Source organism: Thalassotalea crassostreae (assembly GCF_001831495.1).
In the GTDB taxonomy this organism is placed as follows: Bacteria; Pseudomonadota; Gammaproteobacteria; order Enterobacterales; family Alteromonadaceae; genus Thalassotalea_A; species Thalassotalea_A crassostreae.
Genome location: NZ_CP017689.1, coordinates 974,604 through 988,392, shown reverse-complemented (window position 1 = coordinate 988,392; position 13,789 = coordinate 974,604). Strand labels below are relative to the sequence as shown.

Here is a 13,789-nt window from a genome sequence, read left to right as displayed (position 1 = left end):
CGTTATGCCACGCTATTGGTTGCAAGTCTTGCGGGTAGCGCCGTTTTTAATTTAGTAGCTGCTTTAGCCATCAACTCTTCGGTTGATTGCCAATCAATACAAGCATCCGTTACAGAAACGCCATAAGCGAGTTCTTCTTTTGGTAAATTTGAGCTTTGGTTACCAGCATTTAAGTTACTTTCTAACATTATGCCAATAATCGACTTATTGCCTTCACAAATTTGGTTCATAACATTCTCAGCTACTAATGGTTGACGGTTATGATCTTTGCTCGAATTGGCATGAGAGCAATCAATTACTAACGCTTGTGCCAGATTAGCAGCACTAAGTTGTTGATCACACACAGCTACATTGACCGAATCATAGTTTGGTTGTTTACCGCCTCGCAAAATAACGTGGCCATCAGGGTTACCGGAAGTTTTAAGTAAAGCCACTTGCCCTTCTTTGTTTATGCCCATGAACCGATGTGATGAAGCAGCAGATTGCATCGCATTGATTGCCACATCCAACGAACCATTTGTGCCATTTTTAAAGCCAATAGGCATAGATAAACCGCTCGCCATTTCCCTGTGTGTTTGTGACTCTGTCGTTCGAGCACCAATTGCTGACCAACTAAACAGCTCTGCCAAATACTGAGGTGAAATAGGATCTAATGCCTCTGTCGCTAGCGGTAATCCGAGCTCAGTAAGGTACAACAATAACTCACGAGCAGTTTCTAAACCTTTTTCAACATCGAAACTACCATCCATGTGAGGGTCGTTAATTAGCCCTTTCCAGCCCACTGTTGTTCTTGGCTTTTCAAAGTAGACTCGCATAACAATGTAAAGCGTATCTTTATATTGCTCATGAAGTTGCTTTAATCTTCGGCCATACTCTTTTGCCGCTTCCACATCGTGAACAGAACATGGTCCAGAAATAACCAATAAGCGGCTATCTTTTTTATGAATAATATTGGCTATCGTTTCTCTTGCCTGTAGTACATACTGACGACCAGATTCCGATAACGGAAGCTTTTGTTTTAGTAGGTTCGGAGTTATAAGAATTTCTTCCGAATTTACATGAATATCATTAAGTCTTGTTGTTGACATAAGCACACCAAATTTTTAAATTAGAACGATTAAAAGGCTACTGACTAAGCGCAGTAAAACAGGATATTAGTATTTGTTGCAGTACTATTTTTAGTTGTAATATCGAAAATGGACTAGTTGGTAATGCATGGCGCAAGGACACCTATCAAATTTAATTAAATGGATGATAAGTTGTATCAGCTTTTACTTCTGTAACGCAAGCCCTTATTGATATTAGCGTTATTTTTTTACTAAATTATTTAAAACTCACTGACAATCGCAAACTTCATCATAAAAACAGGCATAAAAAAACAGAGGCTAGCCTCTGTTTGTAAGTCTTTAGGTGAAACGGAAAATGCTTATTCGCCTAGACGATTTTTCACCAAGTCATCAACGACACTTGGATCTGCTAAAGTTGAGGTATCACCTAAACTATCCACTTCATTCTCAGCAATTTTACGTAATATTCGACGCATAATTTTACCAGAACGAGTTTTCGGTAATGCTGGTGCATATTGAATTAAGTCAGGTTTAGCAAAACTTCCCATTTCGCTAGTGACCATTTTTTTCAAGTCAACTAACAGCTCGTCATCACCTTCAACACCACTCATTAGTGTCACATAAGCGTATACGCCTTGACCTTTAATATCGTGAGGATAACCAACAACAGCGGCTTCCGATACTTTAGGGTGAAGCACTAAAGCACTTTCAATTTCTGCAGTACCTAATCTATGGCCTGACACATTTAATACATCATCAATACGGCCTGTGATCCAATAGTAACCGTCACTGTCGCGCTTCGCGCCATCACCGGCAAAATAATTACCCTTGTGTTGGCTAAAGTAAGTTAGATAGAAACGTTCTTGGTTTCCGTAAACTGTGCGCATTTGTCCTGGCCAGCTTCCTTGAATAATTAATTGACCACTACATTCGCCAGTCAGTTCATTTGATTCACCATCGACAATGGCAGGCTTAACACCGAAAAATGGCAAGCCTGCAGCTCCTGGCTTCATACCAGCAGAGCCAGGTAAAGAGGTAATTAAAATACCACCTGTTTCTGTTTGCCACCATGTATCAACAACAGGACAACGACTTTCACCAACAATTTCATAGTACCAGTGCCATGCTTCAGGATTAATTGGCTCACCTACTGAGCCTAATATACGCAGCGAAGAGCGGTCACTAGCATGAACTAAGTCATCTCCTAATGCCATTAACGCTCTGATAGCTGTTGGCGCGGTATAAAACACATTAACTTTATGCTTTTCCACTATCTGCCAGCAACGACCAGCATCAGGGTATGTTGGTACGCCTTCAAACATTAATGTGGTTGCACCGTTTGCTAACGGACCGTAGAAAATATAGCTGTGGCCAGTGACCCAACCAGCATCAGCAGTACACCAGTAAATTTCACCATCGCGGTAATCAAACACATATTTATGGGTCATCGCCGCATACAATAGATAACCACCACAAGTGTGTAACACCCCTTTTGGCGTTCCTGTTGAACCTGAGGTATAAAGAATAAATAGCGGATCTTCAGCGTCCATGATTTCTGGTTCACATTCGCTACTTACTTGGCTTTTAGCTTTTTGATAATGAACATCAACAGCGTCGTTCCACTGCACTTGTGCACCAGTATGTTCAACAACAATAACCGTGCTTACATTCGGACAATCAGCAACTGCGGCATCAACATTAGCTTTTAGTGGAATGGTTTTCCCACCACGAACACCTTGGTCTGCAGTGACAACCACTTTACAATCGGCATCAATGATTCGACTTCGAATTGATTCTGAAGAGAAGCCACCAAAAACAACAGAATGCACTGCGCCTATGCGAGCACAAGCAAGCATCGCATAACCGACTTCCGGTATCATCGGCATATAAATACAAACGCGGTCGCCTTTCTTAACGCCTCTAGATTTTAGAACATTAGCAAATTTACACACTTCGCTATGCAATTCGTTATAGCTGATATGACGCGAATCAGTTGGTTCATCACCTTCGAAAATAATGGCTGTTTGCTCACCGCGCTCGGCTAAATGGCGATCGATACAATTGTAACTAACATTTAACTGCCCGCCTTTAAACCATTCTATTTCGGCTTTATTAAAATCAACATCACTCACTTGCTCAAAAGGTTTGTGCCAATCGAGAAATTCGTTGGCTTGCGTCGCCCAAAATTCATCAGGCTGTTCAATCGATTGACGGTACATTTGCTGATACTGCTGCTCAGTTAAATGAGTATGTTGTTTTGCTTTTTCAGAAACTGGATAGAATTTTTTTAATGGTTGCATAATCTGCCTAAACCTATTTTCTTAACTTATTTTTGTGATTTATCGTCAGTGATAATTGCTTTCTGCTATTACTAAAACACAAAATGACAGCGCTGTCACTCTTCTTTTAATGTTAATGTAATGTTTATTTTATGTTAGCCGCATTTGATCACTTGGAATAAATATAGAACGAGCGATCATAAATGCAATGTACGCAATTAGAATATTTTTTCTGTTTTGCATCGCAAATTACGATAACATGTTATAAGTTTAATTAAAGACATACATTTTTGAACAGAGAAAAATATGAGAATAATTATTAGCTTAAGCTTAGCTGCTATCGTTTTAAGCGGATGCCAATCGCAAGCGAACTTTAAAAGTGCAAATGTAATAAAGCCGCATCTTGATGCTGCAATTATTGATGAAGCGCCAGCAGAAGAAACGGTAGAAGTAACTTTACAACCGTTTGTATACTTTGACTTTAATTCAGATGTACTTAGTGAGGAAAGCAAACAAGTTTTAGATACTCATATAAATGCGATGAAAGCAGTGGACTCAGGTCAAATTGTACTGCAAGGACATACCGATCAAGTAGGTGGTGAAGAGTTTAACCATAACTTAGCAAAACGCCGTGCTAACGCTGTTTATGTATATTTAGCAAATGCAGGAATCAATCAAGAGCGCTTAACCGCGACTAGCATGGGTAAAGGCGATCCAAATCGCAAAGGTATAAACCCTTCAACCGATCGTCATGTAAAATTAATTTACTAATAAGATCGAATGAAAGTCGGTAACCAAGGTCAGTATTAATACTGGCCTTTTTTATGATAACTGAAGTTTTAGTGATGAATTATACCAATTGAGATAAATAGGTATTAAATGTATGAAAGAATTTAAGGCGAAACCTTACCAATTCCCTCAAGGTGTTTACCTTTATCTATCACTGATTATGATAGTTGTTGTGGTTGGTTGCTTTGTTGCTGGTATTTTAATGTTTATCAATATCGTTCAGTTACTCTGTTTGATATTGTTTTTTATGGTTTGGTCTACTCGAAATTGGCCTTCCTTAGTTGTTACAGATAGCGAGCTTGTGAGCAGAAATAATCATAAAGTTTATTGGCACTTTCCAATACAAAACTTTGCTGCGATTAAACACCTGCAAGACACATCACTTTTAATCGATATTGACGGCAATCAATACCCTTTGCAAACAAGTACTTTCTCTGCAACGCGCTGGCACGAAATCGAAGATGAACTTGTCAAAATTAAGTAAACTAATCGCAGGTTCTATTTCGATTAAATATGCAGGCGAAACTGTTTAACATATTCAGAAACAACTAGAACATTCCCATCACGTCCATCTCTATTTTATAAACTTTAGTTTGAGCTGTAATAAATAAGATGTTATTTGAAATGTTAACAGGATTGTTCATCTAAAAAAACATCTTAAACCGATTTTGACAACGTTATCAAAGTGTAAGTAATATATAGCATATTAGCTACATAAAAATAACTACCTTCGGACCCATTACTATGAAATTTACTCCTTACCTATTGCCATTATGCCTAATAGGTGCACTAGTTAATAGCGCTCAAGCGTTAAGCAAAGATTTAAAAAATGAAACTCACGACCGACCTAATATTATTTTTATTGCCGCTGACGACTTAACTGCTAAATATGTTGGAGCTTTTGGCGCAAAACACATACAAACACCGAATATAGATGCCTTGGCGAAAAAAGGGGTTAAGTTTAATAACTCAGTGGTCCAAGGAACAATGTGCGGCCCGTCACGAAACTCAATGCTCACTGGTCAGTATCCCCATAACCTAGGGTTTTACATCAATGGCACGTTAAAAAATGTACCTGTCGATGGTTGGAATTTACCGAACACATTGCAACAAAATGGTTACGCGACATCTTGGATAGGAAAATCCCATATTCGTACACCGAATGTTGGCTTAGAAAAAGACACTCCTTATAGAGGCAATGTTAGCCTAATACAAGATATAGGCTTTGATGAGGCAACGTCATCACATGGTCGTGCAGTTTTATCGAGCAGCGCCAAAAAAATGGCTAAAGATCCAGGTATGAAATGGCAATATGGCCATGATATGTATGCCGACTACATATACAAAAAAGGTCTATTTCCAACATTCGTTAAAGACTTAGGTAAAATAAGTACTTTACCTGTAAACGATTACCTTGATGGTAATATTGCCAACCGAGCGGTTAATTGGATTGAAGGTTATAAAAGAGAGCAACCTTTTTTCCTTTGGGTTAACTTTTCAGGCCCACACGGCCCGTATGATGCGCCAGGCATGGTTAAGTACACACCAGAACAAATGCCACCTGTAATTATCGATAAAGACCACAGCGATATTCCAGGATTAATGCGTACCCAACTTTTTAAAGGTAATGAATCTGTTGCATTAGAGAAGCGTACAGCTTATGCGGGCATGATCACGTTTTTAGATCAGCAAGTGGGTCGTATATTACAAGCGATTGATGACAAAGGTGTGCGAGATAATACACTCATTGTGTTTTACTCTGATCACGGCATCATGGAAGGTGACCATGGCTTAAATCATAAGTATACGTTTTATAAAGAAGTACTCAATGCTAGCTTAATAATAGATTTACCTGGCGGCCAAGAAGGTAAAGCAATTAATCGTCCAGTAGAGTTACTTGACGTTGTACAAACAGCATTAGATGTTGCAGAAGTACCAGTTAAACAGCGTACCGCAGCCAAAGGATACAGCTTAAAACCAATACTTGATGGCAGTGGTGATATCGCAAGAACTGCAGCATATGCGGAAATTTATAATGGCATAGCTATGGTAACCGAAAATTATAAGTATATTGAAACAGCACAAGGCAATGTATTATTTGACGTTAGGAATGACCCTAATGAGCGTGTTAATGCAATTAAGTCATTACCCGAAGTAGCTAAGAATATGGCTGCAGGCATGGAAAAGTGGCGCAACACTGAAGCTGGTGAATTTAAATGGTTAGAGCAAAAAACGATTGATAAAATCGAAGGAATTGTCGCGGTTAAATCAGGGAAAGTTAAAAAGGTCAAAAACAAAGATAAAAAGAAAAATAAGAACAAAAAAAACAAAGATAAAAAGAACAAAGACAAAGCGATATAGTCTGAACTAATACATATTAGTTGTTTAACTACATCCTTGTGCGGCTAATCAGTAAATTACCTTATTGCTGATTAGTTAAAAATATTTGTTGCTGATGCTGTTCAAGCATAAAGCATTGGCAACAAATCCCACGACTATCTCCTATTATACTAATAGCCATCATAAGCGTATCTAAAATTAATCATTGCAATATTTTATTGCAAATTATGGCCAACTTTTCTCATTAAACTCTGCTTACAAGCTAATTTTTTAATAGTTTATTGTTTTGACTTTAGCATCACCTTATTTGTATCCGCACTATAGGGTAAATTATGCTTTGTTTTTATTGAGGCATAGTAAGACTTATCAGCTAAGAGATATTCTTATGGACTTAATGATTGCTTTAAAAATAGCTTAGCGTTTGACATTCAATTAATGGATAGATTTTTGAGCAAGGACTAGTTCAATATGCCCGAAATTGAATAATTTCCATGCGCCATTAACTAAGATTTAATAACGAAACTAGCAGGGTTAATACAGAGTCGATATAAAAAGCGGCTCATAAGAGCCGCTTAATTGGTTGTTCAAAGTAATGTAGAAAGAGCATTAACTTTTATTCTTTTTATCTTTCTTTTTCTTATTTTTATTTTTGTTTTTATCTTTATTTTTGCCAATTGACTTACCATTTATAACCTGAAGTTCTTTTTGATAAGAGTTCTTTGCGGCAGAAGAGAATAATTCAGTCTTATCTTCCCATTTCACGTTACGATTAAAAATAGTGCCATATTGTGGGTAGTTATTATAATTTAATGATTCAGCTTGCCACTTTTCAACCTCTGCATCGTATACTTTACGCATCAACTCTAACTGCTTTTTATACTCAGGGTTTTGCGCCAAATTATTCATTTCTAAACTATCATTAGAGACATGGTAAAGCTCCTCTTGAGCTTTCATTTTACCTTCTTCATAGGGCCAGAAAATGTACTTAAAATCACCTGAAACAACCGCTAATGTGTGTGTTGGGGCACTACCATATAGTTGCATTAACGTTACAGACTCTCTTACTTGTTCTGGCGAATTTTCTGCAAGTAATGGTAAAAGACTTACACCGTCAATATCCTTTGGGGCTTCTACACTTGCTAAAGCAAGTATGGTAGCCGTTAAGTCTACCCCCGCAGTTAACGCTGAGTGACGCTTACCATTGGCTTTGTTTCTAGGATCAAAAATAATTAAAGGAGCTCGTGATGCTTCTTCGTACGGTAATGTCTTGCCAGATAAACCATGAGCCCCCTGCGAGTAGCCATTATCTGAGGTAAAAATAATCACAGTATTATCAGCTACACCTTGTTCTTCAAGAGATGCTCTAATTTTGCCTAAGGCAACGTCGACGCCGTAAATTAATTGGTAATATTTGCGGGTTACTTCATTGTAATTATCAAAATAACCATATTTTTTATAGTATGAAATATACTGACGACCTAACTTAGCTTGGTCTGCGAGATGCTCTCCATGCTCTTTACCGAAATTTTCAGCAGGCGTAAAAGTGATACCTTTAAAAACATCATCAAAGGCAGGATCTGGCTTACTAGGTAAGTGTGGTGCCTTAAAATACACTGACATATTAAAGGGCTTTTTGCTGGCTTTGGCTTTTATAATGAAATCTTCAGCCCAAGCCGCATACGCTTGTGTAGAATGCGGATGTTCTTCTGCATATTGAGCTAAATATTTATTCTTTTTAGTCTCATATTCAGTTTGTGATAGCCCGCCAGCCCAGTCGTCAAACTCATTAACAGGTAATTTATCGTAGCTATTATGGTTTGTACTTGTTGTTACTATTTCGGTAACTGGAAAGCCGAATTTCCCTGCAAAGCCGGTGTAGTAACCTGATGACTTTAATAAAACGGGGTAAGCCCCTGAAAATGTTTCTTTGGTCATAGAGCCATGTTGAAAATTGGCTCCGTGCTTATATTCATACTTCCCCGTCATTAAGGACGCACGGCTTGCCATACAAATAGGTGTATTGTTGTAATGACGATCGAAAATAACGCCGTCATTAGCTAACTGATCCATATTAGGTGTTTTTATTTCTGTATTACCCATTGCCCCCATGGCTGTATATGACTGGTCATCGGTAAAAATAACAACAATATTGGGTTTTTCTGCAGCAAAAGCGCTCGGTAATATAACAGCTAAGCTAAGTGCTAGAGCTTTGAAATTAAGTGATTTCATATTTTTCCTGATAAATGTTTTATTAGCTAATGTTAATTTGATACAACAATTAAAAACAAAAGACAGGCTTCCTTTTATAGGAAAGCCTGAAAATTATTTGTTATCTTGCTTAGACTTTTTGTTCTTATTTTTGTCTTTTTTAGATTTTTTATCTTTTTTGGACTTTTTATCTTTATTCTTACTTTTTTTGCTTTTCTTAGACAACTTGTTCAGAGCAACTTTGAAAACATCGACTTCGGTGTCGTTCAATAACTTTTCACCTTCAGTCGTTCTGCCACGATTCACATAGGCTACCAATAGTTCTGTTAATTGCTTTACTTTCTCAGGGTACTTTGCCTGTAAATTATTATCTTCGCCAAGATCTTCTTTCATATTATATAACTGAACTTTTGGCAAAGCTTGAGCCTCCGCATCGTCATCATGAGGGCGTGACCACCCGCCTGAAGAAGGTGCTAAAATCAATTTCCAATCGCCACTTCGAATAGCAAAACGACCATGAATAGAATGATGAATAATACCCTGTCTAGCGTTTTCAATTGGCTGTTTGGCAAACGCAGGCAAAAAGCTAAAACTATCTTCTGCTTGGTTTTTAGGTATATCTACGTCAATAATATCGGCTACAGTGCGAATAAAGTCAGCAAGCGTAATAGTTTGAGCGGAGATACTTCCAGGTGAAATACCACCTTTGGGCCAACTTACAATGAAAGGTACGCGATGCCCACCTTCCCAGATATCTGCCTTTGCCCCTCTTAAGTCTGCACTTGGAAAATGCCCCTGCTTAATCAAGCCTTTAATATCTGCTTTAGGCGAGGTACCGTTGTCAGTACTAAAAATAACTAAAGTGTTATCTAGAATACCGTTATCTTTCAAGCTCGCCATCACCGCGCCAATACTTGCATCCGTTTGCATAACAAAATCACCATAATCTCCCATACCACTTTTACCAATCCATTCTTTACTTGGCACAATTGGTGTATGCGGTGAGTTTAAAGCAAAATACAAAAAAAACGGCTTGTCCGATTTAGCTTGTTCTTTGATAAACGAGGTCGCTCTATCGGTTATTCTTGGTAACATCTCGCTGGTTTGAATTTCTTCCACAATTTTGTTGTCAATGACCAACGAACTCATTTCCCTTGCATGATGGAAGCCATAAAAACTATCAAAACCGCGAGTTATAGGGCCATCAGGTATTATCGTCCCAACCGGAGCTATCGATGGCAAAAAAAGCTCATTCTTCTTGTTTGTCTTTTGCGGAGTAAAGTCACCTTCATAGTTGTAGTTTAAATGCCATTTACCAATGATACTTGTAGTATAACCATTGGTTTGAAGCATTGATGCGACAGTCATTCTGTCTTCACTGATCAAAGGTTCATCATTACCTTTAACCACACCGTTTTGTAACTTTGTTCGCCAGTTATAACGACCTGTTAAAAGTGAATACCTTGAAGGTGTACAAACCGATGACGTTGTATGGGCGTCAGTAAACACCATTCCTTGTTGTGCCATTTGATTCAAGTTTGGTGTAGGAATTTTACCGCGTGTCGGGTTTAAAGCTTGTACTTCACCGTAGCCCATATCGTCGGCAAGAATGAAAATAATATTAGGCTTTTTACTTGTTTGAGAAGCTAACGCGTTAGTAAAGACAGTAGTTGCTAATAAAGAAGCAAGTAAAGCGCTAGTTTTAATAATTGAAGATTTCATTTTTATCTCTTGTTGTTACACTAATATATATAATTCGGATTAATAATTGGCGTTGGTGCATCCACACTAATTTTCCATTGAGCTAATTTCTTTTTAAGCTGCTCCGCTTTTTCAGGCATTTCTTTAATCAAGTCTGTCGTTTCATTTTCATCATCAACTAAGTTGTAAAGCTCATACTCGTTGCTATCTATATATTCAATCAATTTATAACCTTGAGAAATGATCATATTGCGCCATTCATCTTTCCATTTTTTTTGTTTCTTATTAAATCGAGCCCATTTAGGGTAAAACCAAAACATATCTCTGGCAGCCATTTTCTCTTTTTGACCGGTTAAAACTGGCGAAATACTAATGCCGTCTAGAACATGTTCTTTTGCTACATCAATACCTGTAAGCCCCATCAATGTCGGAAAAATATCAATTCCCATAACTGCTTGCTTGGTGTTCTCTAGAGCGGGGATTTTTCCTGGCCAATTAAAGATGTAAGGTACCCGTATTCCTCCTTCATATAACTGCCCTTTCGACTCTCTTAATTCACCATTTAGTAAATTATTATTCATTTTGTATCCGCCATTATCAGAGGTAAAAACAATTAGCGTGTTTTCATCGATTCCTCTGGCTTTAAGCGCTTGTATTAGCCTACCTACGTTGTCATCAAGACTTTTAGCCATTGCAGCAACGGTTTTATCTGTTTGGTTATAGCTATCGCCACCCTTTTTTTCAAAATAAGCTAAATCATCTGGTTTAGCCTCCCAAGGTTTGTGGATTAAGTAATAAGGAAGAAATAAGAAAAAAGGTTTGTTATTTTTTACTGAGTCATCAATAAAATTTATGGCATGCTTGGTAAAGACATCACCAATATAGTCATCGTCTTTTAATTCAATACTAGGTACAGTTTTAGCATTAAAGTGCGTATTATTACTTTCAATGACAACGTCAAAACCATGGTTTTCAGGGCTGGTATCATTAGCCCCTAAATGCCACTTGCCAAACATCGCCGTTTGATAGCCCGCTTCTTTAAATTTATCAGCAATACTAATCGTTGATACCGCTAAGTTCCGAGTATCAAATGGCACGTGATACTTAATTTTTTCTTCATTACCAATATGCTTTTCTGAAACACGATAAATATGATTTCTTGGCCCATATTGACCAGATAATATTGCCGCTCTTGAGGGTTTGCACGTAGGGTAATTCGAGTACCCCTTTTTGAAGTACATCCCCGAACTCGCTAACGCGTCAATATGTGGAGTTTCAAAGAAAGGATTACCATCTCGCGATAAAGTTTGACTACCGACATCATCGGCTAAAATAAAAAGTACGTTGGCTTGCTGCGATACTTTTTCAGCATGTGCATTAAAGCTGCCTATAGATAGTAATAAAACTACTTGTACAGCATGTCGAATTGAAGTTAAGCGATTCATGGCAATTCTTCTAATTTTTTAAGTCGTATTTACTCGAGTGATTGTTTATTTATTTTTGTTAGGCTTTTTCTTTCTCTTTTTCTTTGCTTTTTTAACTAAAGGAAACTCTTCACTAGCCAATGCTTTTGGCAAACCTAGACCTTCACGGCTTTGCCAATCAGTTAACGGTGATTCATAGATATCTTTATTTAATACGTAAACGTAATTAGCCGATGACTCTTTGCCTTTTTCGACAATAAAACCGGCATCTAATTGATAAACACCAGGGTTAAGAGTTGCATTGAACGTTACTTCTTTAGCATTATCTTCGAATGACTGTGTTAATTTATGATCACCCATTTGAAAATATGCTTGCTTACTTTTATAGACCGCACCATTTAAGTGGCTATCAGTAATTGCTTTGTCAAATTCAGCAGGCCAACGTCTTATCGAAAACTGATATTCACCTTTCGCAACTACTTCAATTTGCCATGAGCCTTTTCTATTCATTTTCCAAACAATACCTTGTTGGGCATAGTTAGGAGACCTTAATAGGTCATGCGATGTTAATGTCACTGGATTTTGTTGCTTAGAGCCAATCTTAATTGCCGACGTAATATGGTGCTCTTTTTTCAGATCTTGCCAGATCGCATCGTATTGTTGATTAAGATTATTAACCACTTCAGGATATTGCTTACTTAGATCTTTTTTCTGGGCACGATCTTTCTTGATATCGTAAAGCGCTTCGCCATTGAGTAATCGCCATTGTTCTGTCATCAACACACTATTACGCCATTTTTCAGGAGTAAAAACACGCTGGCTTTCAACTAATAAAGTTCGATCTCTTAATGATTCTTTATCACCATATAATAATCCCTTAATTGTTGTACCATCGGCCTTAAGCATGTTTTTAGGGGCCGATAATGAAAGTAAATCAATAAAGGTTGGCAAGATGTCTAGGTGCGCGGTTAACTGGTCAACCTCACCTTTAGCAATTTTGCCATTAGGCCAATTGATCAAAAATGGAACACGGTGACCACCGTCAGAATTAGAGTTTTTACCGCCTCTTAGGCCGGCATTATAATATCTCGAACCGCCTGCAGAACCATTATCTGTAGTAAAAATTAAGATAGTGTTTTTATCTAACCCTTCTTTTTCTAAAAAGGTGCGCAAACGCTTAAAATTATCATCTATATTGGTGATCATGCCGTAAAAGTTAGCTAGATCTTTATTATTTAAGCTTTCATAAAGTGCACTGTACTCTTTCGGCGCACGTTTAGGCGAGTGCGGAGCATTAGTTGAAATATAGGTAAAGAACGGTTTATTTTGCTGTTTACTTTCACGCATAAAAGTCAATGCTTCGTCAAAGAAAACATCGGTTACATAACCTTTATATTGTTGGTAGGCACCATTTTCAAAACCTTTCACATTTGGTTTTACGGTTAAATAGGTATCATCAAAGTAGTCGTTACCCCAGAAATCAGGAGTTTGTGGTATACCACCACCACCGTGCATCACAACAGTAGAGAATCCTCTATCTTGTGGGCGATACGGATACGCATCACCTAAATGCCATTTCCCGAATAGTCCGGTATTATATCCACTATTTTGAAAGACATCAGCCATTGTTACTTCACGTTCACGTAACATGTTGCGACCCATAATAGTATGCCAAACACCTACACGCCCTGAGTATCGCCCCGTCATTAAAGCTGCACGGGTAGGTGCACAAGTAGGATCTACATGGTAGTTAGTTAGTAATGTACTTTGCTCGGCAAACTCGTCAAGATTGGGAGTGAAAATATTTTCATTACCAGTAAAGCCTAAATCTCCGTATCCTTGATCATCGGTAATAACGATGACTACATTCGGTTTCAAATTACCTGCATAACTAAACATAGATACACTTGTCAAAACAATAAAAAATATAAATTTCATAAATAATTCCAGAGATAAAGATAGTAATGCCATTTAGTTTTTA

9 protein-coding genes are annotated in these 13,789 nt (G+C 37.8%); 3 read left to right on the top strand and 6 right to left on the bottom strand.

What is annotated here, in order from left to right; genetic code table 11:
* Nucleotides 1-2 precede the first annotated feature (2 nt).
* Nucleotides 3-1,088 carry a 3-deoxy-7-phosphoheptulonate synthase gene (locus LT090_RS04370; RefSeq protein ID WP_068546019.1) on the bottom strand — a complete coding sequence of 362 codons (1,086 nt, stop codon included), beginning with the start codon at nucleotides 1,086-1,088 and terminating at the stop codon, nucleotides 3-5.
* Between the two features lie 338 nt (nucleotides 1,089-1,426).
* On the bottom strand, nucleotides 1,427-3,367 hold the full coding sequence (acs, locus tag LT090_RS04365; protein WP_068546020.1) for an acetate--CoA ligase: 1,941 nt from the start codon (nucleotides 3,365-3,367) through the stop codon (nucleotides 1,427-1,429).
* Between the two features lie 285 nt (nucleotides 3,368-3,652).
* Between acs and LT090_RS04360 the strand changes: the two genes are divergently transcribed.
* From LT090_RS04360 to LT090_RS04350, 3 genes are all read left to right on the top strand, one after another.
* Nucleotides 3,653-4,117 carry an OmpA family protein gene (locus LT090_RS04360; protein WP_068546021.1) on the top strand — a complete coding sequence of 155 codons (465 nt, stop codon included), beginning with the start codon at nucleotides 3,653-3,655 and terminating at the stop codon, nucleotides 4,115-4,117.
* Nucleotides 4,118-4,229: 112 nt separating this feature from the next.
* Entirely contained in the window at nucleotides 4,230-4,619 is a 390-nt protein-coding gene (locus LT090_RS04355) for a hypothetical protein (RefSeq protein WP_068546022.1), read from the top strand.
* Nucleotides 4,620-4,879: 260 nt separating this feature from the next.
* The gene (locus tag LT090_RS04350) at nucleotides 4,880-6,496 is read left to right on the top strand and encodes a sulfatase family protein (protein ID WP_068546023.1); all 1,617 of its coding nucleotides are present in this window, start codon (nucleotides 4,880-4,882) and stop codon (nucleotides 6,494-6,496) included.
* Nucleotides 6,497-7,081: 585 nt separating this feature from the next.
* Here the strand turns inward: LT090_RS04350 and LT090_RS04345 are convergent.
* From LT090_RS04345 to LT090_RS04330, 4 genes are all read right to left on the bottom strand, one after another.
* Nucleotides 7,082-8,704 carry a sulfatase family protein gene (locus tag LT090_RS04345; protein ID WP_068546024.1) on the bottom strand — a complete coding sequence of 541 codons (1,623 nt, stop codon included), beginning with the start codon at nucleotides 8,702-8,704 and terminating at the stop codon, nucleotides 7,082-7,084.
* Between the two features lie 93 nt (nucleotides 8,705-8,797).
* Nucleotides 8,798-10,405: a sulfatase family protein gene (locus tag LT090_RS04340; protein ID WP_068546025.1), complete on the bottom strand. Its 1,608-nt coding sequence runs from the start codon at nucleotides 10,403-10,405 to the stop codon at nucleotides 8,798-8,800.
* Between the two features lie 20 nt (nucleotides 10,406-10,425).
* Nucleotides 10,426-11,829: a sulfatase gene (locus LT090_RS04335; RefSeq protein ID WP_068546026.1), complete on the bottom strand. Its 1,404-nt coding sequence runs from the start codon at nucleotides 11,827-11,829 to the stop codon at nucleotides 10,426-10,428.
* 45 nt (nucleotides 11,830-11,874) lie between these two features.
* Nucleotides 11,875-13,746, bottom strand: a complete 1,872-nt coding sequence (locus tag LT090_RS04330) for an arylsulfatase (protein WP_068546027.1) — start codon at nucleotides 13,744-13,746, stop codon at nucleotides 11,875-11,877.
* Nucleotides 13,747-13,789 lie beyond the last annotated feature (43 nt).